Below are 22,128 nucleotides of genomic sequence, written 5' to 3'. Positions count from 1 at the left end.
CTTTCAGTGCAGCGTCGTGGGGGTTCCCGATGACACGATCAACGGTTCCTGCTTCACGTCCTGCGTGGTGCCCGGGCTGGCATGGTGCGACACCAGGCGCCAGCCCAGCGCGGTGTGGAGGTAGACATTGGTGGCCACCACCCAGGCACTTTCCGTGCCCGCTCCAGTGGCGATCTCCACCCGCTCCAGCACATGATGGATGGCGGTGTCCCCCACCACCAAGCGGCGCTGGCACTCCGCATGCACGGGGATCGCGCCCCGCGCAAAGATGGCTTCGAAGCTGGCCCGGATGGCCGGTCCGCCCACCACCCGGGGCCCGCCGGGATGGACGCAGGCGACCTCGTCCTCGTCCCCCCAAAGCGCCATCAGCCGCTCGAGGTCAGCGGTCTGCAGCGCTTCGTAGAACTGGGCCTCGGTGTCTTCCGGGGTGGCCAGCAGGAGCGCGGACTCGGTCTTGCGCACCATGCAGTCGCGAACGGTCAGTGGCCGGCCGGCAGCACTTCACCGGCCTTCAGCCGATAGGCCGTGCCGCAGTAGGCGCACTGGCCTTCACCGCCATGCGTCAGGTCGATGAAGACGCGCGGATGGTTGCTCCACAGCGGCATCTTCGGATTGGGGCAGAACACGACGCCCTGGCCTTGCAGGTCCTTGGCGGTGACTTCGACGACGGATTTGGGTTGGGTCATGATGGGGTTCTCTTTCACACCAGCGTGAGCCAGTGGGCATAACGGGGATTGCGGCCATTGACGATGTCAAAGAAGGCCGACTGGATCTTTTCGGTGATCGGGCCGCGGCTGCCGATGCCGATCTCGAGGCGGTCCAGTTCGCGGATGGGGGTGACTTCAGCCGCCGTGCCGGTGAAGAAGGCTTCATCGGCGATGTAGACCTCGTCACGGGTGATGCGCTTTCCCACCAGCTTCAGGCCCAGGTCCTGACAGATGTGGAAGATGGTGTTGCGGGTGATGCCGTTGAGGGCGCCGGCCGACAGGTCGGGGGTGTAGACCACGCCGTTCTTAATCACGAAGAGGTTCTCGCCCGCGCCTTCGGAGACGAAGCCGGAGGCATCCAGCAGCAGGGCCTCGTCGTAACCGTCGTCGGTGGCCTCCATGTTGGCCAGGATGGAGTTGGTGTAGTTGCTCACCGTCTTGGCCTGCGTCATGGTGATGTTGACGTGGTGACGGGTGTAGCTGCTGGTCTTGACGCGGATGCCGCGCTTGAGGCCTTCCTCACCCAGATAGGCGCCCCAGGCCCAGGCCGCGACCATCAGGTGGATCTTGTTGCCCTTGGGGCTGACGCCCAGCTTCTCGCTGCCGATCCAGGTCAGCGGACGCAGGTAGCAGCTGGCCAGCTGGTTCTCGCGCACCACCTGCTTTTGCGCTTCTTCCACCTGTTCGATGGTGAAGGGCAGCTTCATGCGCAGGATCTTGGCGCTGTTGAACAGCCGCTCGGTGTGCTCACGCAGCCGGAAGATGGCCGTGCCCTGGTCGGTCTGGTAGGCCCGCACGCCTTCGAAGGCGCCGCAGCCGTAATGCAGGGTGTGGGTCAGCACATGGATCTTGGCATCGCGCCAGTCCACCAGCTCGCCGTCCATCCAGATCTTGCCGTCGCGGTCGTCCAAAGACATGGGAATTCCTTGTGCGTCAAAGTCGGGGATTTTATGCAGCCCGGTCCACGGGTGGTGGCGGCACCTCGTTCACGACGCCGTCCACCACCGCGTCGCCCTGCGCCCGGATCAGCGTCCAGTGCGTGACCTTGCCCCCCTTGAGCACCACTTCGACGGCATCGCCGCCGGTGTCGGCCCAGCGGTAGGTGTCCGGCGCGACCTTCACCCCCAGCGAACGGCACAGGCGGATCAACTGCACCAGCGTCATGCCGGGATGCAGGCGGGACTGCAGCATCAGCGCGCTGCTCACATGACCCAGCGGCGACTCATTGGCGGTGCGCATGACCTTCATCAGCTGGCTGAACTGCAGCAGCAGCCAGAAGACGATCAGCGACAGCGCCAGGATGGCGCCCTTCCAGCCGAATGCCAGCACGCCGATGACCACGGCCGCCACGGCCAGTGCGATGCCGAACCAGCGATTCATGCCTGACCTCCGTGTGGATCGAAACCTTGACCGTCATCCGGTCGGGCAGGGGTTCGCTGACTTCTGAAGATCACGGCGTAATACGGCGGCTGAAATGGGAATTCGGGGCGCATGGCAAAAACAGGCGATGCTGAACGACGGATCCGGCGCCCAGGCGGGCGTCGGGACCCGAAGTGTCACATGCCGCGCAGGATCTCGATCGCGTCTTCAATCCGGGCCACCGCATGCACCGTCAGCCCGTCGATCGGTTTTTTCGGCGCGTTCGCCTGGGGCACCACGGCGACGGAGAAACCCAGCTTGGCGGCTTCCTTCAGCCGTTCCTGACCGCGGGGGGCCGGTCGCACTTCCCCGGCCAGGCCCACTTCGCCGAAGGCAATGAAGCCCTTGGGCAGCGCCTTGCCGCGCAGCGAGCTCTGGATGGCCAGCAGCACGGCCAGGTCGGCCGCCGGTTCGGAGATCCGCACACCGCCCACGGCATTCACAAACACGTCCTGGTCCATGGTCGCCACCCCGGCATGGCGGTGCAACACCGCCAGCAGCATCGCCAGGCGGTCTCGGTCCAGGCCGACCGACAGCCGCCGAGGGCTGGGTCCGCCACCATCCACCAGCGCCTGCAGTTCCACCAGCAGCGGCCGCGTGCCTTCCAGCGTCACCAGCACGCAGGAGCCCGGCACCGGCTCGCCGTGGGTGGAGAGGAAGATGGCGCTGGGATTGGTGACCCCCTTCAGGCCTTTCTCGGTCATGGCGAAGACGCCAATCTCGTTCACCGCGCCGAAGCGGTTCTTGATCGCCCGCACCAGGCGATAGCTGCTGTGGGTGTCCCCTTCGAAGTACAGCACCGTATCCACGATGTGTTCGAGCACCCGGGGTCCGGCCAGCGCCCCTTCCTTGGTCACGTGGCCCACCAGCACCATCGCGCAGCCGGTGGCCTTGGCGGTGCGGGTGAGTTGGGCGGCGCATTCCCGCACCTGAGCGACGGAGCCCGGTGCCGAGGACAGCTGTTCTGAATACAGCGTCTGAATCGAGTCGATGACGCAGAAATCCGGCGCTTCCACCTCGATCGTGGCCAGGATCTTCTCCAGGCCGATTTCAGCCAGCACCCGCACCTGACTGCCGTCCAGGCCGAGCCGCCGCGAGCGCATCGCGACCTGGGCGCCGGATTCTTCGCCGGTCACATACAGCACCTTCATCTGGCGGGAGAGTGCGTCCACCGCCTGCAGCAGCAAGGTGGACTTGCCGATGCCCGGATCGCCACCGATCAGCACCACCCCGCCGGTGACGATGCCGCCGCCCAGCACCCGGTCCAGCTCTTCCAGGGAGGTGGGCGTGCGGTCGAAGTCCTTGGCTTCGATTTCCGAGAGGGTTGCCACCGGCTGGCTGCGCGCCAGGGACTGGTAACGGTTTTTTCCGGCCCCGCCACTCTCGGCGACGGTTTCGACCAGGGTGTTCCAGGCGCTGCAGTTGGGGCAGCGGCCCAGCCATTTGGCGCTGGTGGCGCCGCATTCGGAGCAGACGTATTGGGTCTTGGGAGAAGCCATGGGCCGATTGTCGCCGCTGCTGCGGATGCCAACTCCGGCACACCGCCTTCCGGTGGATGCCACATCCCCCAACAATTGACTGGCCGTGACCATCGTCAATCCGAAGTTGGCATGCTAAAAACCTGACTCCTCAAGGAGTCGATCATGGAGTTCTCAGTCTGGCTGGGGTTTTTCGCGGCCTCATGGGCCATCAGCCTGTCCCCGGGCGCGGGGGCGATTGCAGCCATGAGCTCCGGACTCAATTACGGTTTCAAGCGCGGCTACTTCACCACCATCGGCCTGATTTTGGGCATCCTGACCCAGATCGTGCTGGTCGGTGCCGGGCTCGGGGCGCTCATTGCCGCCTCCGAGCAGGCCTTCATGCTGGTCAAGTGGGCCGGCGTGGCATATCTGGTCTACCTCGGCGTGCAGCAATGGCGCTCTCCCGGCAAGCCCCTGGTGGCCCAGACCAGTGAAAGCAAGCCGGTCACCCGCCGCCAGCTGATCATGCGCGGCTGGGGCATCAATGCGGTGAACCCCAAGGGCACCGTCTTCCTGCTGGCCGTGGTCCCGCAATTCCTCGACCTGAATCAGCACCTGGGTCCGCAGTACGCGGTCATCGCCGCCACGCTGGGGTTCACCGACGCCGTGGTGATGGCCGGTTACACCGCGCTGGCCTCACGGGTGCTGTCGGCGTTGCGCTCGGAAGCCCATCTGAAGATGCTGAACCGTGTCTTCGGGTCGCTCTTCGTGGCGGCTGGTGCGCTGCTGGCGACCATCAAGCGGAGCTGATCCGAAGGTCTGCCCCGGCTTCGCGCGACTGCTTTCTTCACGGGGACGACCCTGCCGTCCCTGGAACGCGCCCGGGCGTGTCCAGGCGGCTCCTGGCGGCTCGATGGCGATGCGCCGCAGTGTCGCCGGTCCCGTTTCTTCCCCACTCGTTGACCCAGCGGCCCCGTCTCCCGGGGCCGTTTCCTTGTTTCCTGCAATGTCCAAGTTGTCCGATCGTTGGTTGTTCTGGGGCCCCACCCTCATCTGGGCCAGCACCTGGCACATCATCCTGTATCAGCTGGCCTCCGGGGTCCCGGTGCTGAATTCGGTGGCCTGGCGGTTCGGCATTGCGGCGATCATCCTGGTGGGGCTCAGCCGCTGGCAGGGCCTGTCGCTGCGCCTGCCGCTGTCGGCGCATGGGTTGATGCTGGCGACCGGCATCGTCCAGTACAGCGGCAATTACTACTCGGTGTATGAGGCGGAGCGCCATATCCCTTCCGGACTGGTGGCCGTGCTGTTCTGCCTGATGGTGTTCGGCAACGCGTTGTCGGGCCGGGTGTTTTTTGGGCAGCGGGTGTCGCTGCGCTTCCTGACCGCGTCGGTCGGCGGGGTGCTGGGCGTGGTGATGATCTTCTGGCCGGAGATTGCCTCCACCGGCGCCCGGCCCACCGCGGCCTACGGTCTGCTGATGGGTCTGGCGGCCGTGCTGGCGGCTTGCATCGGCAATGTGCTGACGCTGACGCTGACCCGTCGCGGTCTGGCCCTGATGCCGGTGCTGGCCTGGAGCATGGGTTACGGCGCGGTGTTCCTGGTGACGATGTCGCTGGCGACCGGGCAGGGGCTGCAGTTCTCCTGGCAGCCGTCCTATGTCGGGTCGCTGCTCTATCTGTCGGTGTTCGGCTCGGTAGTGGCCTTTGTGCTGTATTTCAAGCTGGCGCAGCGCCAGGGCACCGCGCGCGCGGCACTGACCGGCGTGGTGATTCCGGTGATCGCGCTCGTGCTGTCGGCGCTGCTGGAAGGCTGGCAGCCCAGCGTGCTGTCGGTGGCCGGCATGGGCCTGTGCCTGGGCAGCATCTACGTCGCCACGCGCACGCGTTGAGGCGTCTACCGCCTCGCGGGGGACAGCGGTCACCGCCGCGCTCGGGGTCTGTGTGCGGCGTTACTTGCGCACCCAGTTGATCTCTTCCGCGGTGCGGCGGCCGATCACCGTCTGGCCCAGGCTGGCCGGAATACGCGCTTCGGTGGGCTTCACCGGAATGCGTCCGGCCATCAGCTCCGCCTGCGCCTGCGGCAGCGTGGGTTGCTGGTCCGGCGAGGCATACCCCTCCGGGAAGGCCGGCATCAAGGTGGACGGATCGTACTTGTCGCTCGCGCCGAAGGTGTGAAGCGCCTCATGCGCAATCACCACCTGATTGGGCCCCTGTTGCGCCCGGCTGGCAAACAGGTGGACCAGACCCATCCGGCCTTTTTCCAGCCCGGTGGAGTGGGGCAGTGGGCCATTGAAGTCGCCCGGGTGGTAGACCAGATAGAGCCGCACGTCCGGCACCGGTGAGCTCGGCGGCGTCTTGCGCCAGGCCCACCAGCGCATCTTCAGGCTCCATGTCACGGCAGACATCACGCCGGCTTCGCGGGGCACCGGCGGCGGCAGCTCCCGCATCCGGCGGCCCAGGACCACCCGCACCGGGGTGTCGAGCGGCAGGCCATACCGGCGCGCTTCCGCCTGGAAATAAGGCTCGATGTCTGCAAAAGCGGCGTCGCTGAGCTGGTCGATGTAGGCGTCCGTGGCGGCGTCGCCTTGCAGATTGATCGGATAGAGCGTGATCACCTGCGGCCGGCGCCAGGACTGGGACTGCCAGCGCTGCATCAGGGCCGTGCTGCCCACAACAGCCAGGATGACCAGCAGCACGAAGATTCGAATCACCTTGAACATGTCAGTCCCAATGGATCTTGCCGCGGCCGGATTTCACTTCGCCGCGCTGGGCCTTGCCCGACAGCCGGCGCTGCTGGGACCCAAAGGTGGGGCGTGTCGGACGACGCGTCTTGGGGGTGTGGGCCACGCTTTGCACCAGAGCGATCAGCCTCGCGACCGCGTCCGCGCGGTTCTGTTCCTGGCTGCGGGATTCCTGGGCCTTGATCACCACCACGCCTTCGGCTGTGATGCGCTGGTGGGACAGGGCCAGCAGCCGCTCCTTGATGATGGCGGGCAGGGTGGAGCGCCGAATGTCAAAGCGCAGATGCACCGCGCTGGAGACCTTGTTGACGTTCTGGCCGCCGGGGCCGCTGGCGCGGATGGCGGAGATGTCCAGTTCCCAGTCGGCGGGCGTCCAGGCCAGATGCATGAGGCGCGGCGCGGGTCAGATCAGAGGATCGGGTCCACATGGACCGGCACCCGGGGCGCCAGTGCGCACATCAGCTCATAACCGATGGTCCCGGCGGCTGCGGCGACCTCGTCGATCGACAGCACACTGCCGTTCGGGCCTTGTCCCCAGAGGGTGACTTCGCTGCCGGTGCCGTGCTGCGGCAGGCCGGTCAGGTCCACCGCGAGCATGTCCATCGACACCCGCCCCACGGTGCCGGTGCGCTGGCCGCCCACCAGGACGGGCGTGCCGGTACCCGCATGACGGGGGTAGCCGTCCGCATAACCACAGGCCACGGTACCAATGCGCATCGGCCGGGGGGCGGTGAAGGTGCTGCCATAACCGACGGTATCACCCGGCTGCAGGTCCTGAACCGCCAGCACACGGCTGCGCAGCGTCATCGTGGGGCGCAGGTTCCAGTGGGCGATGTCGTGTTCCGGGTAGTCCGGGGCGCTGCCGTAGCTCATGATGCCGCTGCGCACCCAGTCCGCGCGGACGCCGGCCCGCTCGCTGTGACGCAGCACCGCGGCGCTGTTGCTGAGCGAGCGCTCACCCGGCAGGTCGGCGGTGGCTTCCTGGAAGACCGCCAGCTGGCGGTCGATGCCCTTGGGGCCGTCAGCGTCCGAGAAGTGGGTCATCAGGGAAATTTCGTCCACCTGGGGCAGGGCGTTCAGCCGGGTCCAGGCGGCGCGGAAGCCGGTGGGCGAGAAACCCAGCCGGTTCATGCCGCTGTTGAGCTTCAGAAACACCCGGTGCGGCTCATGGGTCTTGTGCATGGCCAGCCAGTCGATCTGATGCTCGGAATGCACCGCGTGCCAGAGGCGCAGCCGGGAGCACAGTTCCAGATCGCGCGGCTCGAAGCAGCCTTCCAGCAGCAGGATCGGCCCGCGCCATCCCAGGTCGCGGATGCGCTGGGCTTCGTTCAGGTCGAGCAGGGCGAAGCCGTCCGCCGCCCGGAAAGCGTCAAAGACGCGGTCGATGCCATGCCCGTAGGCATTGGCCTTGACGATGGCAAAGACCTGGGCGTCCGGCGCGCATTCGCGGCTCCGGTGCAGGTTGTGGGCCAGGGCGGGCTGATGGATCAGGGCTTCAATGGGACGCGGCATGCCGTGATTGTGCCCTCCCCAACTTCCACTTCACAAAGCGCGGCGGGGGGCCTCCCCGGCCACACAGTGGGGGGCTACCCCCTTCCATATCACACAGACAACACACAGAGTGGGTGGCGTTCACGTCCGTTACCAAAACAAGCGCATGCTATAAACCCGCCGCAGCGCTGCTGACCTCCGTGGACCAGCGTTTTCCGCCGCAAGTCGACGCCAGCCGCAGTTCCAGGTAGCCCGGGTCCATGAAAAAAGGTTTCTACACCATCATGTCAGCGCAGTTTTTCAGCTCGCTGGCTGATAACGCGTTGTTCGTGGCTGCCGTCGAGATGCTGCGCACCAATGGCTCCGCCGAGTGGCAACGTGCCGCTCTAGTGCCGATGTTTGCGCTCTTCTACGTCGTTCTGGCGCCATTTGTGGGCGCTTTTGCCGACGCGGTTCCCAAGGGCAAGGTGATGTTCATCTCCAACACCATCAAGGTGGTGGGATGTCTGAGCATGCTGCTGGGGGTGCATCCCCTTGCCGCCTACGCCATCGTCGGCCTGGGCGCCGCTGCCTATTCCCCGGCCAAGTACGGCATCCTCACCGAACTGCTACCGCCCTCCCAACTGGTCAAGGCCAACGGCTGGATCGAAGGTCTGACGATTGCGTCCATCATCCTGGGCGCGGTGTTCGGCGGGCAGTTGCTCGGTGAGCGCGCTTCGTCGGTGCTGCTGAGCTTTGACATGCCGTTCATGGACACCGGCATCGACACCGCGCCGGAAGCCGCCATCGCCTTCATGGTGGTGCTGTACGGCATCGCGGCGCTGTTCAACCTGCGCATCCCCCGCACCGACGCACCGCTGCAACCGCTCAATGCCAGCACCACCGGTCTGGTGCGGGAATTTGCCGGCTGCAACTCGCGCCTCTGGCAGGACAAGCTGGGCCAGATCTCGCTGGGCATGACGACCCTCTTCTGGGGTGTATCCGGCAACATGCGCTACATCGTCTTCGCCTGGGCGGCCGCCGCCCTTGGCTACGGCACCACCCAGGCCTCGGCTCTGGCGGGGGTGGTGGCCATCGGCACCGCGGTGGGCGCCGTCGTGGCATCGATGGCGGTGCGGCTGGACAAGGCCACCAACGTGATTCCGCTGGGCGTGGCCATGGGCCTGCTCATGCTGGTGCTCAACTTCATCGACCGTCTTTGGCTGGCCGTGCCCTTCCTGATCCTGCTGGGCGGGGTGGGGGGCTATCTGGTGGTGCCGATGAATGCGCTGCTGCAGCACCGCGGCCACAATCTGATGGGTGCCGGCCGCTCGATCGCCGTGCAGAACTTCAACGAGCAGGCCTGCATCCTGGGCCTGGGCGCGCTCTACACCATCCTCACCCGTTTTGGGGTGTCCGCTTTTGGGTCGATCACCATCTTCGGTCTGACGGTCGCAGGCATCATGGTGCTGATCGGCCGCTGGCACCGCAACAACCTGCGTCGGCATCCGGAAGAGATGGACCGCCTGCTGGCCATCGCGCGTAGCGACAAGCACTGACGAAGGCGGGGGCCCATCGGCCACGCCGGCGACTGCGGGCACCTCGGCCCCTGAGGGCCCCCGGGGTCACCCCGGCCGTGCGACTCTCCGTTGGCACGGTCCCCACCGCCCGGGCGTCCAAAAAAAAACCCGCCGAGTGGCGGGTTTTTCTTTGCTCAGCGCCGGCTCTGGCGCCCCTTGCCGCCGGGGTTGTCCTGGACCAGACCACCGGTGGTCAGCACTTGCTGGATATGCTCCGACCACGCCCGACCGATCTTGAAGCAGCCGCTGTGGTTGAGGTGGATTTCGTTGTGCCAGTCGCCGCTGATGCCGCTGGCGCCCGGTGCCGCCGGGGCCAGTGGCACGGCGGTGGAGTCGAAGACAAACAGGCCGGGGAAGGCTTCCTTGTCGGCCATCAGCCCTTTCAGGAACTGCGCCAGATGCATCAGCATCAGGCGGCTGACCGCCGCCCAGTCCGCCGAGGGAATGGCATAGGCCTTGAGTGCCGGATACAGCCAGGGTCCATGCCCGGCGTCTTCCGCCCCGGCCGGCCGCGGCATCGGCACCGCATAGCAGTGCATGAACACCGGCTTGCGGGCGGACGGACCCTGGTCCCGCAGGGACAGCAGGTGCTGCAGATTGGCCTTCAGGTAAGCCGCGAAGGTGGCCCAGCCGGGCTCGGAGAAGTAGCGGCCGACACCCGCTGACGGTGGACCCCACTCCGTCTGGCGGCGCAGCAGGCGCAGCTCCAGCGGCACCGGCTGGCCGTCCAGCTGGCTGGGCGTCTGGGCGGCCGTGATCAGGTCATTGCCGCCCACCGACAGCAGGATGCCGTCCCACACCGGGGCGTTCGGTCCCGTCAGCAGATCGACGAATTCCGGCACTGAGGCCAATTCCACCAGTTTGGCCAGACTCTCCCGCTGGCCGGCGCAATTCACGGCGGCCGTGGGTTTGGCCAGCACCAGCTCCTGCAGCAGATTGGCGTGCGCGCTCAGTTTGGCCTGGGCGGTGGAGAACCAGGAGTCGCCCTGCGCCAGCAGTCGCCAGCGAAAGCCTTGCAGGTCGGGCGCCTGCGCGGCGTGGAGGTCTTCCGGGGCAAAACAGGCCAGGTGGTCCAAGAGGCAGTCTCCCTATAGCTCGAGTGGTGATGCTCGTCACGGCGCGGGGCGCACGTCTGTCAGCCGAGGGTAGGCCCCCCGAATGACAGGCGCGAGGCGCCCCGGTTGTAGGTCAGGGTCAGGGCTTGCGCCATGCTATAAACCCTGGGCATTGTTGGCCTGCGGCGCGCCCGATCCAAGCGCCGAGCGTCCGTATCCCGACAATCAGCGACGCCTCGTGAGCCGCCATGCGCCCCGTCCTTCGGGGCGTTCCCGGTTGTTCCCGGCCTGACGGGTCGGCGACTGCACGCCCCCGGCGTCCCGGCGGCTTGCAGACAGGCCCAGGGGCAGCCGGCGTGCGTCAGGTCCGTCGGATCAGCGTCTCTTGTACCCGTTTTTGGGGCGAACGGGCGGCCCTCTGAAGGAAGCATGCGCTTGCGCATGCCGTTTTATCGCCCTTTTTGTGGACAGTCGCAAGGCTGCCGCCTTCGCCTTTCAGGTGGGGTCATCGGCTTTTCCGATTGCATGGCCCGCGGTCCACGCGTCCCGTCTTGTCGGTGGGCCTGACCTGTCCGTTCTCCTTTCTTTCTCCGTCCGCCATCTTGTCTGCCGCTGCTCCCCCCGCTTCCCCCACGCCAGCCACCCCGCCCGGGCGTGTCCTGCCCGTGCCGATGCCCATCCTCGCGCTGATGTTCAACGCGACGGTCTGGGGCCTGTCCTGGTGGCCGTTCCGCCAGTTTGAAGCCGCTGGGCTGCATCCGCTGTGGACGACGGTCATCATGTATGCCCTGTCCTGGGGGGTGGTGCTGGTGAGCCAGCGCGGCGCGGCGGCTGAACTGCTGCGATCACCGGGCCTGTGGCTGGTGCTGCTTGCGGCCGGCACGACCAACACCGCCTTCAACTGGGGCGTGGCCACCGGCGACGTCGTGCGCGTCGTGCTGCTGTTTTATCTCATGCCGCTGTGGGCGGTGCTGCTGGCCCGCGTGGTGCTCAAGGAGCCGCTGACGGTGATGGCGGGAGTCCGCATCGCGCTGGCCCTGGGCGGCGCGCTGGTGGTGCTGGCGCCGTCGGGCGGCGGCTGGCCGGTGCCCCGCACGCTGGCCGATGGCCTGGGCCTGCTTGGCGGCCTGACCTTTGCCTTCAACAACGTGATGCTGCGCAAGCAGGCGGCCAGCAGCCCGGGCGCCCGGGCGCTGGCGATGTTCAGCGGCGGCGTGATCGTGGCCGGCCTGTCGGCGGGCGTCATGGCGGGCCAGGGCCTCGTGGGCTGGCCCAGCCTCCCGTCCGCATGGTGGTGCGTCCCGCTGGCCGGCATGGCGCTCCTGTTCTTCGCGTCCAACATGTCGCTGCAGTTTGGCGCCACCCGGCTGCCGGCCAACGTGACGGCGGTGGTGATGCTCACCGAGGTGCCGGTGGCCGCGTTGTCCGCCCTGTGGCTGGGCGGCGGGTCACTGAACCTGCCGACGGCGCTGGGCGGCCTGGCCATCCTGGCGGCGGCGATGTTGGCCGCGTGGGAGCGCCGGCCCGGCTAAGCGCCGGTCGACACAACCTTGTCTGGGCACGGACGACGCCCCCGCGCTACGATCGCTTCATCACGTTGGGAGAGGAATTCCATGAGCCAGACTGCTTTTGATTTCGAAGCCGTCAGCATCACGGGCGAGCCGGTCGCGTTGTCGCAATACCGGGGCCGTGTGATGTTGGTGGTCAATACCGCCAGCGAATGCGGCTTCACCCCGCAATTCAAAGGTCTGGAAGAACTGTGGCGGGAATTCCAGGCGCGGGGCCTGGTGATCGTCGGTTTCCCGAGCAATGAATTCGGTGGCCAGGATCCGGGCAGCAATGATGACATTGCCTCCTTCTGCCAGCTCAACTACGGCGTGAGCTTCCCGATGATGGGCAAGATCAAGGTCAACGGTGCCGAGGCGCATCCGCTGTGGCGCTGGCTCAAGGGCGAGAAGCCCGGCATCCTGGGCACGCAGGTGATCAAGTGGAACTTCACCAAGTTCCTCGTCGGCCGGGACGGTGAGGTCATCAAGCGGTACGCCCCCAATGACACGCCGGCGAGCCTGAAGGCCGACATCGAGGCCGCACTCGGCCAGTGAGGCGCAGCTTGCGGGCCAGCGAAAGCGCGCCGGAACGATCCGGTCGCACGCGCGTGGGCCTAATGGCATGTCTGGCGAATCGGCTCACACCGCGAGCGCCCCGGCGCGTGGCGTGCGCCGCAGGCGCGCCCTCGAGTGCTGCCTTGACCAGCGAAGATCAGATCGGTGACGGCCAGGCGGCCAGCACGATGAAGGCTGCAACCGCCAGCGTGATGACGAGTCCGGTGGCGGCAGTGGCCTTGACCGGAGGAGCCAGAGTGAGTCGCATGGGTTCCCCCTGAAATCTGAGGTGATCCGCAGGCCGCGGGCGCCTTGTGTGCAACGCCTGGCGACCGATCTCAGCCCCAGAGTGCCGCATGCGCGTCGGGTCTGCCACCCCTAAGGCGTAGACCCTGATGGCGGACGGGCTTTCGCTTCAACGGATGGCTGTCAGACGAATCAGTTCCGGCGGGGCCACCAGCCAGCCGTCTGCACGGGCGGCGAAGGCCTGAAAGTGAGCCGATTCCCGGTGCGTTTCCAGCGCCAGTTCATCCTTGAACGATTCGCGCATGTAGAAGGTGCCCGGCGCATCGGTCAGTTCGAACAGCTGATAGTCGAGACAGCCCGGTTCCTGCCGGGTCGGCATCACCAGCGCCTCTAAGCCCTCGCACAGCGCGTCGCGCTGGCCCGGACGCGCCTTGAGCACGGCAATGAAACTGATGGGGGTGGTGGCGGAGGTGTCTGGCATGGGGCGTGAATGGTCAAAGGGGAATGGCTTGCGCATGCTACGGGCCCCATGCTGTTCTTGTCAGGTGCCGGGCCGAGAGACAGTTTCAATTGCCAGTGAAAGCTGCCACCCGACTGCCACCGAACCTGGGGAAATCGCTGCCCCGCCTTCGCACACCCTCACGCCTGGCGGGGTGCGGGCACGCCAACGCTGGCCTAGCATCGGCTGAACTCGTTCATCGGAGGTGCCTGCCCATGCTCATGCCCGTGCCCGTGCCCGTGCCCGCGCCCTTGCTTCGCGCCCACGCCCGCTCCGCCTATCAGATCCCCGCCTTGTTCCTGGCGATCGGCGCCCTGATCTGCAGCCACCCGGCGCAGGCGCAGGGCCAGACCCCATCCCCACCGCCCTCGGTATCGCAGACCCGGCCCATCGCCGTCTCCCTCCAGGAACTCCAGGCCATGGCCGCGCGCGAGCAACCGGCCCTGCTCAAAACGCTGCAGCAGCTGGTGGAGATCGAATCCGGCAGCTCGGACCGCGAAGGCCTCGAGCGCATTGCCGCCGTCATTGCGAACCGGCTCAAGGATCTGGGCGGTGAGGTGAGCGTGCTCGAGCCCGGCGCCGACGTCTACCGCATGTTCGACACCCCCGAAAAGCCCGGCCCGATGGTGCAGGCCCGTTTCAAGGGCGGCGGCGGACGTGGCAAGGTGCTGCTGATTGCGCACATGGACACCGTCTACCCGCGCGGCATGCTGGCGCAGCAGCCCTTCCGCATCGAAGGCCAGCGGGCCTACGGTCTTGGCATTGCGGATGACAAGCAAGGCGTCGCCACCATCCTGCATGTGCTGACCCTGCTCAAGTCCGTGGGCTGGAAAGACTGCGGCGAGATCACCGTGCTGATCAACGGAGATGAAGAAATCAGCTCTCCCGCCTCGCGCCATCGCATCACCCAGCTGGGCAGCGAGCACGATGTGGTGATGTCCTTCGAAGGCGGTGGCGGCCCCGACGGGCCGGACACGCTGCGCCTGGCCACCAGCGGCATTGGCGCGGCCACCTTGATGGTGAAGGGCCGCTCGTCTCACGCCGGAGCGGCGCCGGAGCGGGGCGTCAATGCGCTGTACGAGCTCTCCCATCAGGTGCTGCAGTCGCGCGATCTGTCCGACCCCAAGGTGGGCCGGCAGGTGCACTGGACGGTGTCCAGATCCGGCGTCGTGCGCAACATGATCCCGCCCAGCGCGGAGGCGTCGGCCGATGTACGGGTGGAACGGGTGGAAGACTTCGACTGGGTCGAGGCCGAGTTGCGCAAGCGCATCCAGAACAAGCTGCTGCCGGAGGCGGAGGTGTCGCTCAACTTCGAGCGGCGACGTCCGCCGCTGCATGCGTCGCCCGCGTCAAGGTCGCTGGCGGAGGTGCTCAAGACACTGGCGGGTGAGCAAGGCCTGCCGCTCGCCGTGAAGGACGTACCCACCGGGGGTGGCACCGATGCGGCATTTGCTGCGGTATCGACCCGGGCGCCGGTCGTTGAGGGCTTCGGCGTGCGAGGCTTTGGCGCGCACAGCACCCAGGCGGAATACGTGCAGCTGGACAGCATTGCGCCCAAGATGGTGCTGGTGGCGCGCACGCTGATGACGCTCGGGGCCCAGGGCGCGCCGACCCCCCGGCCCTGAGCCGGTGCCGTGCCGGCGCGGTGGGCTGCGGTGGCCTCAGGTCACCGCGCCCCGGGCGGTTCAGGCCTTCGGATACAGCAGCATCTGCGTGCAGCGGAACAGGGCAATGGTCTTGCCGTTGTGGGTGACCGTTGCATCCCACACCTGCGTGGTGCGGCCCATGTGCACGGCGGTGGCGCGGCATTCAATCACCCCGTCCCGGGCGGTACCGAGGTGGTTGGACTTCAGCTCCACCGTGGTGAAGCTCTGCGCACCCTCCGGCAGGCTGGCGATGCAGCCATAGCCGCAGCAGGTGTCCGCCAGCGTCACGACGCTGCCGGCATGCAGATAGCCGTTGGGCGCCATTACTTCCTGGCGCACCGGCATGCGTGCGCTCACCGCGCCGGACTGCACCTCAAGGATCTCGATGCCCATGTGGCCGGGCAGGCAAGCCGCGCCACGCTCATTGAATGCGTTCTGATCGATCATGGAAAGCTGAGTGTTTCTGGAGTCTTGAACCGTTGTACTGACAGGCTGGGCGCCTGGGCGCCGTGAGCGATTGTCGGGGCTGCCGGATAATGCCGGACTGCCCTTTGTCCGCATCGTGGAGATCAGCATGTTCCAGCACGTCGACGCCTACCCTGGCGATCCCATCCTCAGCCTCAACGAGGCCTTCCAGAAGGATCCCCGCACGGCCAAGATCAATCTGTCCATCGGCATCTATTTTGATGACGACGGTCGCATCCCGATGCTGGACTCCGTGCGTCGCGCCGAACTTGCCGTGGTGGAACAGGCGGGCGCCCGCCCTTACCTGCCGATGGAAGGTGCCGCCAACTTCCGTACCGAAGTGGGCAAACTGCTCTTCGGTGTTGACAGCGCCGCCCTGCGGGAGCAGCGCGTGGCCATCATCCAGGGCGTGGGTTCGTCCGGCGGCCTGAAGGTGGGGGCCGACTTCCTGAAGCGTTATTTCCCCGACAGCTGCATTTACCTGTCGGATCCCACCTGGGACAATCACCGCGCCGTCTTCGAAGGCTCCGGGGTCGAATGCCGCACCTATCCCTATTACGACGCCGAAACCGGCGGCCTGCGGTTTGACGACATGCTGCAGGCGCTGTCCGAGGCGCCGGCCCGCAGCATCGTGCTGCTGCATGCCTGCTGCCACAACCCGACCGGCGTGGACCTGACGCAGCTGCAGTGGGATGCACTCATTCCGGTGCTCAAGTCCCGTGAGCTGATTCCGTTCCTGGACCTGGCCTATCAAGGCTATGGCGATAGCCTGGAAGCCGACAGCTTTGCCATCCGTGCCTTGGCCGATGCCGGTCTGAGCTTCCTGGTGGCCAACAGCTTCTCCAAGAACATGAGCCTGTATGGCGAGCGCTGCGGTGCCTTGTCCGTGGTGTGCCCGGATGCGGCGCAGGCCGCCAACGTGCTGGGCCAGCTCAAGTTCACCATCCGCCGCAACTATTCCAACCCGCCGCAACATGGTGCTCAGGTGGTGGCCAAGGTGCTGTCCGACCCGCAACTGCGCACCCTGTGGGAAGGCGAGGTCGAGGAAATGCGCGAGCGCATCCTGGCCATGCGCAATGCCCTGTTTGATGTGCTGTCGGCCAAGGTGCCGGGGCGCAATTTCGACTACTTCCTCACCCAGCGCGGCATGTTCAGCTACACCGGCCTGAGCCCGGCACAGGTGGATCGCCTGCGCGAAGAGTTCGGCGTCTACATCCTGCGCTCCGGCCGGATGTGCGTGGCCGGCCTGAACACCCGCAATGTCGAAGCCACGGCGCATGCGATCAGCCAGGTGATCTGAAGGCCGTTCATAGGCCGCAGTTATGGGTGAGGTGCTGGCTTTCATTGGCTGACACCGCCGCAACTCCTTACCCTGCTGGACAGTTCAGGAATGTCCGCAGGGATGAAACAAGTCGTTGTGATCGGTGGAGGGGTCGTGGGGTTGACCACGGCCTGGGCGCTTGTCCAGGCCGGTCACCGGGTGACCCTGGTGGAACGCGCCGAGGCCCTGGCCGAAGGCGCCAGCCGGGCCAATGGCGGGCAGCTCAGTTATCGATATGTCTCGCCGCTGGCCGATGCCGGCGTGCCGCTCAAGGCGCTGGGCTGGCTGCTGGACCGGGACGGTCCGCTGCGCTTCCGGCCCGACGGCACCCTGGCGCAGTGGCGGTGGCTGGCCGCCTTTCTGGCGCGCTGCCGCGGCGATGTCAATCGGCGCATGACCGCACGTCTGCTGGCGCTGGGCGCATTCAGCCAGCAGAGCTTCATGGCGCTGCAGCGCGAAGCGGCGCTCAATGCCATCGAATTGCGCAGCCCGGGCAAGCTGGTGGCCTATCGCAAGCCGGCAAGTTTTGCGCGCGCCGCGGCGAGTGCGGATGGCCGCGGGCCGGAGCGTGCCTTGTCTCGCGACGAATGCCTGGCGCTGGAGCCTTCGCTGGCGGACTGCGAGACCCCCTGGCTGGCGGGCGGCATCTTCACGGCCGGCGAGGCCGTGGCGGACTGCCATGCGCTGTGCCTGCAACTCGCGCAGCGGCTGGCGCAGCATCCCGGGTTTGCCGGGGTGATGCATGCGCAGGCGCTCGGCTTCCTCCAGCAGGGCGACCGGGTGGTGGCGGTGCGGACATCGATGGGGGAAATCGCTGCGGACGACGTCGTGCTGGCGGCAGGCTTGCAGAGCACCGCCTTGGCGGCGCCGCTGGGCCTGCGTTTGCCGCTGTATCCCCTCAAGGGGTACAGCCTGTCGGCGCCGATCGCCGGGCATCACCGCCCGCCCGCGGTGAGCGTCACCGATTTCGAGCGCAAGACCTTGTATGCCCGCATCGGCCAGCAACTCCGGGTGGCGGCCATGGTGGATCTGGTGGGGGACGACACGCGGCTGGACCCTGGCCGCTTGGCCGCCTTGCACCGCACCGTGCGGGCGAGTTTCCCCAAGGCGGCGGACTATGCACAGGCTGTGCCGTGGGCGGGGCTCCGTCCGGCCACGCCCAGCGGGGCGCCCATGCTCGGCGCCACACCGGTTCGCGGCTTGTGGCTCAATGTGGGTCATGGTGCTTTGGGTTTCACTTTCTCCTTTGGCTCCGCCCGTATCCTGGCGGATCTGGTTTCCGGCCGCCCCAGTCCGCTGGACCTGGAGGGACTTGGCTTGCGAGCGGCCTGAATGGCGCGCGGACGTGTCATGAGCAGCGACTTCCTGCTGCCGCCGCTGCCGTCCGGGGCTTGTCTGGGCGTCGTCGCCCCCGCGGGCCCGCCGCGTGAAGGGACGCTGGCGCAGGTGCTGCCGATGATGGAACGTCTGGGCTGGCGGGCGAAGCTGTACCCGAGCTGCTCAGGTCCGGCCGTGCTGGGTCATCTGGCGGCGAGTGACGAGCAGCGCGTGAGTGATTTGCACGCGGCCTTCTCCGACCCCGAGGTGGATGCGGTGGTGGGCCTGCGCGGCGGGTACGGATGCATGCGCCTGCTGGATCGCCTGGATGTGGCGCTGCTCCAGTCCAGCAGCAAGCCATTGATCGGCTACAGCGACCTGACGGCTTTGCATCTGCTGCGGCAGGGGGCCGGACGGATCGGCTGGCACGCGCCGATGCCGGCTTCTGACTGGCATCGCGGTGAAGAAGGCTGGGCGGATGCGCTGGCGCTGACGGCCTGTCTGCGCCAGGGTCTGCGAGTGGGCGATGTGCTGGGACCCACCCCGGCGCCGCATCCGCTGACGCGTGGTGGCCCGGTGGTGCAAGGGGTGCTGACCGGGGGCAATCTCGCGGTGCTGGTCGCGCTGATGGGCACGCCCTTCATGCCGGACTTGCGTGGCTGTGTGCTGTTCCTCGAGGATGTGGGCGAAGACCCCTACAAGATCGACCGGCTGTTCTGCCAGCTGCGCCTGGGGGGGCACCTGAACGGTCTGGCCGGTGTGCTGCTGGGCAGCTTCAGCGATGCCGCCTCACCGGACGAGGTGCTGGCGGACTATCTGCATCCGCTGGGATGCCCCATCATGGCAGGCTGGCCCGCCGGACATGCAACGCCGAACCTGCCGCTGCCGATGGGCGCCTGCGTGGCGCTGGATGCGAGGGCGAGAACCTTGGCAGTGGTGGCGTCTCGCGGGTGAGGCGCTGTAGACGCCTGTAGCCGTGGTCGTCGCTCCGCGGTTCTACATAGGCGAAGCGGAGTTGCAGCAGCTGGTCCGCCGAGGGGGATGCGGTGCGAGCGCTCGACTGCTGCGTACAGCTTGGCGTGCTCCGCGGGGTCCAGCCGAACTCTGCCGATGACAGCTGCCGTGGTGCCGCCGCGTCCCCTCACTTGAAGTCGTACTTCATCGACACCGCCAGCGTGCGCCCATACGGGTCCGCCACGCGCGGATCCCAACCCGCACCCGCCACGTCGTCCACGTCATGGTGCGTGAACGGCGGCGCCCGATCCAGCAGATTGCGGATGCCCACCGTCAGCGTCGTGTTCTTGAAGCCGCTGTAGGTGCCGAACAGATCAAACGTCGTGTAGCTGGCCACCCGCGTATTGGCCGTCGCCGGCAGCACGCCCTTGGCGCTCATGTCCTGATCGGTATACCCCGACTTGTACACGGTGCTCAGCGTCGCGCTCCAGACATCCCGGGACCAGGTCAGGTCTGCATTCAACTTGTCCCGCAGGTACAGCGTGCGTGTCGAGAATTTGCCCACGTAGTCCAGCAGCGGCTGACCATAAAACGCGCGCTCCTTGGCCTGCAGCATGTGGGTGCCGGTCAGGTTGGCCAGCCAGGTACCCGTCGAATGCTTGAACTGGTAGCTCATGCCCCAGTCGATGCCGCGGGTGGTGCTGTCCGCCGCATTGATCCAGCCTGCCTCCACCAGCGTGGCATTGCCATTCGCATCCCGCTGCACCCGATTCGGGAACAGGGCGTAGTTGTTCAGCACATCCGTCACCGTCAGCTTGCGGATGCGCTGGTCCAGGTCCACCCGCCAGTAATCGGCAAAGGCATTGAAGTCCGCAAAGGGGGACACCACCACCCCCAGCGTCCCCTGCTTGGACTTCTCCGGCTTGAGGTTGGGATTGCCGCTGTCGGTGTAGTCCAGTCCGATGATCGAGCACTGCGTCGGATCGGTCGGGCAACGCACCGGGTCACTCCAGGTGCCGGTGTAGTCGCGCGGTGCCGTGTTGGGACTGAGTTGCTGGAAGCTCGGCGCCTTGAAGCCGGTGTTGTAGGAGCCGCGGAACAGCACCATCTGCGCCGGCTGCCAGCGGAAGCCCACCTTCGGATTGGTGGTGCCGCCGATCTTGCTGTACTGGTCATGCCGCAAGGCCAGCTGCAGGTCCAGATTCTTGATGACCGGCACGGCCAGCTCGCCATACACCGCACCGATGTTGCGCGACACCTTGGGCACCGCCGTGTTGCCCGGGCACAGCAACACGTCCCGCGCGCCGGTGCCGAGCGTCGAGATGCAGTTGAAGCCATCGGCGTTCGGCGCGAACTCGTAGGTTTCATGCCGCAGGTCCACGCCGGTGGCGAACTGCACCATGCCGGCGGGCAGGCGGAACAGGTCGCCGCTGATGGAGCCGTCCAACTGCTGCAGGGTGGTTTCCCCGCCCTGCAGTCGACCGCGGGCCTTCATCGACTCGATCAGGTCCATCGCCGCCTTGGACTGGGTCTGCCCGGGCGCCACAAACGGATTGATCAGACCCTGGCTGAGGGCACTGACCAGCGGCGCGGTGTAGACATAGCCGTCGATCAGGTTCGAATAGCCCTTGGCCCCGGCGATGGACGCGCCCAGCTTGTAGCTGTAGGCCCCGATGTCGCCCTCCAGCCCGGCCAGCAGGCGGGAGTTCTCATCCACGTTTTCGATCACCCGGTTGCCGAAGTCCTGCGCACGCCAGCGATAGGCGATGGGCTTGGTCGGATCGAAATCGGTGACGCCGTAGTTCTTCAGATTGAGGTAATACGGGCCATTGACCGGATACAGCGTGCCGGTGCTGGCGCTGGTGCTGAACTGCGCGGGCGTCAGCTCCGCTTTCACCCGGTTGCGCGAGGCGGTGATCTCCAGAAACGCCTCGGTGTTCTCGTTGACCCGGAAAGTGCTGCGCGCCACCAGGTTCTCCGCCTTGCGCGGTGCGGCCAGCATGAACTGGCTGCCGTAGTCGGTGTTGCAGAGATAGCGGCCGCTGGCGTAGTTGGCGGCTTTGGTCGCCGCGCTGGCAGACGCAGGCGTCCACAGGCCTGGCTGGAACTGCACGCCGTTGGTGACCTGATCGCAGGCCCCCTGCAGGCTCAGCAGGTTGATGCGGGTGAACTTGACCGCATCGCCGCTGCCGGCCACGGCGGAGCCGCTGCCCAGCGCCGTCCCGGTGCCGGTGATGATGTTGGCAAACGGGCTGCTGGAGGAATTGGGCGACAGGCCCAGCGCCGGGTTGAAGCCGGAGGCCCAGTCGCGGTCCGAGCCGCGCAGGATGGAATTGTCGGTCAGGCTCAGGCTGACCATCATGTTGTAGCCATCCCGCTCCAGCGAACCCCAGCCACCGGTGATGGACGCCTTGCGCTGCTGACCGCCGCCCGACTCGAACGGCGTGGAATAGTCGAGGCTGACGCTGGCCCCTTGATAGTCGCGCTTGAGGATGAAGTTGATGACGCCGCCCACCGCATCGGTGCCGTAGATGGCGGAGGCGCCGTCCTTGAGGATTTCCACCCGCTGGATGGCAGCCATCGGAATCGAATTCAGGTCCACCGCGCCGCCACTCATGCCGGAGGTGGAGACTCGCCGGCCGTTGAGCAGCACCAGGGTACTGCCCGGGCCCAGGCCGCGCAGGTTGGCGTTGGCGGTGCCGCCGGTGAGCCGGTCGGTTTCCGCGCCGAAGACGTTGTTGTTGGACGTGGCGTTGTCCGCGCCGGTGCCGTTGACCCCAAGCTGGCGCAGCATCTGCTCGGCACTGGTGATGCCCTTGCGGGCCAGTTCCTTGTCGGTGATGACCTGGACGGGCAGGGCGCCTTCGTCCTTCAGCCGCTTGATGCTGGAGCCGGTGATCTCCACGCGCTCGATCTTCTGGGCTTCCTGCGCCCAGGCGGCGGCGTGGGCCCCGAGACCCACGACAACGAGGCAACGAGCGAGCGGCTTGAGTTTCACGACATTCTCCTGGGTTGCGAGCTGAAGGCATGATCAAGCACAGGGCGGCTGCGCTGTCATAGGACCGTCACGAGTTTGTTGTGTACGCCACGATGAATGCTTGTCGTCTGTGTATAACCGGACGGAATGTGAAGGCCGGAGCCCGATAC

At 66.7% G+C, this 22,128-nt stretch carries 21 protein-coding genes; 9 read left to right on the top strand and 12 right to left on the bottom strand.

Annotation, left to right across the window (positions count from 1 at the left end; genetic code table 11):
* Positions 1-3 precede the first annotated feature (3 nt).
* The 5 genes from FHS28_RS11260 to radA form a co-directional block, all read right to left on the bottom strand.
* Complete coding sequence (locus FHS28_RS11260) at positions 4-465, bottom strand: YybH family protein (RefSeq protein WP_088452625.1); 462 nt, start codon at positions 463-465, stop codon at positions 4-6.
* A gap of 14 nt (positions 466-479) precedes the next feature.
* The gene (locus FHS28_RS11255) at positions 480-686 is read right to left on the bottom strand and encodes a zinc-finger domain-containing protein (RefSeq protein ID WP_088453119.1); all 207 of its coding nucleotides are present in this window, start codon (positions 684-686) and stop codon (positions 480-482) included.
* 14 nt (positions 687-700) lie between these two features.
* On the bottom strand, positions 701-1,624 hold the full coding sequence (locus FHS28_RS11250; protein WP_088452627.1) for a branched-chain amino acid transaminase: 924 nt from the start codon (positions 1,622-1,624) through the stop codon (positions 701-703).
* Between the two features lie 31 nt (positions 1,625-1,655).
* Positions 1,656-2,087, bottom strand: coding sequence for a hypothetical protein (locus FHS28_RS11245; protein WP_088452629.1), 432 nt, complete (start codon positions 2,085-2,087; stop codon positions 1,656-1,658).
* A 176-nt stretch (positions 2,088-2,263) separates the two neighbouring features.
* Complete coding sequence (radA, locus tag FHS28_RS11240; RefSeq protein ID WP_088452631.1) at positions 2,264-3,625, bottom strand: DNA repair protein RadA; 1,362 nt, start codon at positions 3,623-3,625, stop codon at positions 2,264-2,266.
* 144 nt (positions 3,626-3,769) lie between these two features.
* Between radA and FHS28_RS11235 the strand changes: the two genes are divergently transcribed.
* Entirely contained in the window at positions 3,770-4,396 is a 627-nt protein-coding gene (locus tag FHS28_RS11235) for a LysE family transporter (protein WP_088452633.1), read from the top strand.
* 196 nt (positions 4,397-4,592) lie between these two features.
* Complete coding sequence (locus tag FHS28_RS11230; protein WP_184294593.1) at positions 4,593-5,474, top strand: DMT family transporter; 882 nt, start codon at positions 4,593-4,595, stop codon at positions 5,472-5,474.
* A 60-nt stretch (positions 5,475-5,534) separates the two neighbouring features.
* Here FHS28_RS11230 and FHS28_RS11225 read toward each other — a convergent pair whose 3' ends face one another.
* Genes FHS28_RS11225 through alr form a run of 3 tightly spaced genes read right to left on the bottom strand, consistent with a single transcriptional unit; the run spans position 5,535 to position 7,838 of the window.
* Complete coding sequence (locus tag FHS28_RS11225; protein WP_088452637.1) at positions 5,535-6,305, bottom strand: hypothetical protein; 771 nt, start codon at positions 6,303-6,305, stop codon at positions 5,535-5,537.
* 1 nt (position 6,306) lies between these two features.
* A complete protein-coding gene (arfB, locus tag FHS28_RS11220; RefSeq protein WP_088452639.1) occupies positions 6,307-6,714 on the bottom strand; it encodes an alternative ribosome rescue aminoacyl-tRNA hydrolase ArfB in 408 nt (135 codons plus the stop codon).
* A 20-nt stretch (positions 6,715-6,734) separates the two neighbouring features.
* Positions 6,735-7,838 carry an alanine racemase gene (alr, locus tag FHS28_RS11215; protein ID WP_088452641.1) on the bottom strand — a complete coding sequence of 368 codons (1,104 nt, stop codon included), beginning with the start codon at positions 7,836-7,838 and terminating at the stop codon, positions 6,735-6,737.
* Positions 7,839-8,077: 239 nt separating this feature from the next.
* On the opposite strand from alr, the gene lplT reads away from it, so the two are divergent.
* Positions 8,078-9,355 (top strand): lysophospholipid transporter LplT, encoded by a 1,278-nt coding sequence (gene lplT / locus FHS28_RS11210; RefSeq protein ID WP_088452643.1) that lies wholly within the window; start codon positions 8,078-8,080, stop codon positions 9,353-9,355.
* A gap of 155 nt (positions 9,356-9,510) precedes the next feature.
* Here lplT and FHS28_RS11205 read toward each other — a convergent pair whose 3' ends face one another.
* Entirely contained in the window at positions 9,511-10,452 is a 942-nt protein-coding gene (locus tag FHS28_RS11205) for a hypothetical protein (RefSeq protein ID WP_088452645.1), read from the bottom strand.
* A 650-nt stretch (positions 10,453-11,102) separates the two neighbouring features.
* On the opposite strand from FHS28_RS11205, the gene FHS28_RS11200 reads away from it, so the two are divergent.
* Both FHS28_RS11200 and FHS28_RS11195 read left to right on the top strand, forming a co-directional pair.
* A complete protein-coding gene (locus FHS28_RS11200; RefSeq protein ID WP_088452647.1) occupies positions 11,103-11,963 on the top strand; it encodes an EamA family transporter in 861 nt (286 codons plus the stop codon).
* Between the two features lie 81 nt (positions 11,964-12,044).
* Complete coding sequence (locus FHS28_RS11195) at positions 12,045-12,533, top strand: glutathione peroxidase (RefSeq protein WP_088452649.1); 489 nt, start codon at positions 12,045-12,047, stop codon at positions 12,531-12,533.
* Positions 12,534-12,948: 415 nt separating this feature from the next.
* Here FHS28_RS11195 and FHS28_RS11190 read toward each other — a convergent pair whose 3' ends face one another.
* Positions 12,949-13,260, bottom strand: a complete 312-nt coding sequence (locus tag FHS28_RS11190) for a putative quinol monooxygenase (RefSeq protein ID WP_088452651.1) — start codon at positions 13,258-13,260, stop codon at positions 12,949-12,951.
* 239 nt (positions 13,261-13,499) lie between these two features.
* Here FHS28_RS11190 and FHS28_RS11185 point away from each other — a divergent pair, with 239 nt between their 5' ends.
* Entirely contained in the window at positions 13,500-14,903 is a 1,404-nt protein-coding gene (locus tag FHS28_RS11185) for a glutamate carboxypeptidase (protein ID WP_088453121.1), read from the top strand.
* Between the two features lie 60 nt (positions 14,904-14,963).
* On the opposite strand, the gene FHS28_RS11180 is transcribed toward FHS28_RS11185, so the two are convergent.
* A complete protein-coding gene (locus tag FHS28_RS11180) occupies positions 14,964-15,371 on the bottom strand; it encodes a PaaI family thioesterase (RefSeq protein ID WP_088452653.1) in 408 nt (135 codons plus the stop codon).
* Positions 15,372-15,498: 127 nt separating this feature from the next.
* On the opposite strand from FHS28_RS11180, the gene FHS28_RS11175 reads away from it, so the two are divergent.
* The 3 genes from FHS28_RS11175 to FHS28_RS11165 all read left to right on the top strand — a co-directional run bounded on the left by FHS28_RS11175 (position 15,499) and on the right by FHS28_RS11165 (position 18,981).
* Positions 15,499-16,689: an amino acid aminotransferase gene (locus FHS28_RS11175; protein WP_184294591.1), complete on the top strand. Its 1,191-nt coding sequence runs from the start codon at positions 15,499-15,501 to the stop codon at positions 16,687-16,689.
* A gap of 102 nt (positions 16,690-16,791) precedes the next feature.
* The gene (locus FHS28_RS11170) at positions 16,792-18,042 is read left to right on the top strand and encodes a D-amino acid dehydrogenase (protein WP_088452655.1); all 1,251 of its coding nucleotides are present in this window, start codon (positions 16,792-16,794) and stop codon (positions 18,040-18,042) included.
* A gap of 18 nt (positions 18,043-18,060) precedes the next feature.
* Positions 18,061-18,981 (top strand): S66 peptidase family protein, encoded by a 921-nt coding sequence (locus FHS28_RS11165; RefSeq protein ID WP_184294589.1) that lies wholly within the window; start codon positions 18,061-18,063, stop codon positions 18,979-18,981.
* A gap of 187 nt (positions 18,982-19,168) precedes the next feature.
* Here FHS28_RS11165 and FHS28_RS11160 read toward each other — a convergent pair whose 3' ends face one another.
* Complete coding sequence (locus FHS28_RS11160; RefSeq protein WP_310736773.1) at positions 19,169-21,979, bottom strand: TonB-dependent receptor; 2,811 nt, start codon at positions 21,977-21,979, stop codon at positions 19,169-19,171.
* Between the last annotated feature and the right edge of the window lie 149 nt (positions 21,980-22,128).

It is taken from the genome of Roseateles terrae (genome assembly GCF_014192155.1).
GTDB classification, from domain to species: domain Bacteria; phylum Pseudomonadota; class Gammaproteobacteria; order Burkholderiales; family Burkholderiaceae_C; genus Roseateles; species Roseateles terrae.
This window is presented reverse-complemented; position numbering and strand designations above follow the sequence as displayed.

Excerpts from the sequence above, each read along its gene's own strand:
- FHS28_RS11255 (WP_088453119.1), bottom strand. The coding sequence starts at position 686 with ATGACCCAACCCAAATCCGTCGTCGAAGTCACCGCCAAGGACCTGCAA.
- FHS28_RS11230 (WP_184294593.1), top strand. The coding sequence starts at position 4,593 with ATGTCCAAGTTGTCCGATCGTTGGTTGTTCTGGGGCCCCACCCTCATC.
- FHS28_RS11225 (WP_088452637.1), bottom strand. The coding sequence starts at position 6,305 with ATGTTCAAGGTGATTCGAATCTTCGTGCTGCTGGTCATCCTGGCTGTT.
- FHS28_RS11165 (WP_184294589.1), top strand. The coding sequence starts at position 18,061 with ATGAGCAGCGACTTCCTGCTGCCGCCGCTGCCGTCCGGGGCTTGTCTG.
- FHS28_RS11235 (WP_088452633.1), top strand. The coding sequence starts at position 3,770 with ATGGAGTTCTCAGTCTGGCTGGGGTTTTTCGCGGCCTCATGGGCCATC.
- alr (WP_088452641.1), bottom strand. The coding sequence starts at position 7,838 with ATGCCGCGTCCCATTGAAGCCCTGATCCATCAGCCCGCCCTGGCCCAC.
- radA (WP_088452631.1), bottom strand. The coding sequence starts at position 3,625 with ATGGCTTCTCCCAAGACCCAATACGTCTGCTCCGAATGCGGCGCCACC.
- FHS28_RS11195 (WP_088452649.1), top strand. The coding sequence starts at position 12,045 with ATGAGCCAGACTGCTTTTGATTTCGAAGCCGTCAGCATCACGGGCGAG.
- FHS28_RS11175 (WP_184294591.1), top strand. The coding sequence starts at position 15,499 with ATGTTCCAGCACGTCGACGCCTACCCTGGCGATCCCATCCTCAGCCTC.
- FHS28_RS11250 (WP_088452627.1), bottom strand. The coding sequence starts at position 1,624 with ATGTCTTTGGACGACCGCGACGGCAAGATCTGGATGGACGGCGAGCTG.
- FHS28_RS11180 (WP_088452653.1), bottom strand. The coding sequence starts at position 15,371 with ATGATCGATCAGAACGCATTCAATGAGCGTGGCGCGGCTTGCCTGCCC.
- arfB (WP_088452639.1), bottom strand. The coding sequence starts at position 6,714 with ATGCATCTGGCCTGGACGCCCGCCGACTGGGAACTGGACATCTCCGCC.
- FHS28_RS11170 (WP_088452655.1), top strand. The coding sequence starts at position 16,792 with ATGAAACAAGTCGTTGTGATCGGTGGAGGGGTCGTGGGGTTGACCACG.
- FHS28_RS11190 (WP_088452651.1), bottom strand. The coding sequence starts at position 13,260 with ATGCCAGACACCTCCGCCACCACCCCCATCAGTTTCATTGCCGTGCTC.
- lplT (WP_088452643.1), top strand. The coding sequence starts at position 8,078 with ATGAAAAAAGGTTTCTACACCATCATGTCAGCGCAGTTTTTCAGCTCG.
- FHS28_RS11260 (WP_088452625.1), bottom strand. The coding sequence starts at position 465 with ATGGTGCGCAAGACCGAGTCCGCGCTCCTGCTGGCCACCCCGGAAGAC.
- FHS28_RS11200 (WP_088452647.1), top strand. The coding sequence starts at position 11,103 with ATGCCCATCCTCGCGCTGATGTTCAACGCGACGGTCTGGGGCCTGTCC.
- FHS28_RS11185 (WP_088453121.1), top strand. The coding sequence starts at position 13,500 with ATGCCCGTGCCCGTGCCCGTGCCCGCGCCCTTGCTTCGCGCCCACGCC.
- FHS28_RS11245 (WP_088452629.1), bottom strand. The coding sequence starts at position 2,087 with ATGAATCGCTGGTTCGGCATCGCACTGGCCGTGGCGGCCGTGGTCATC.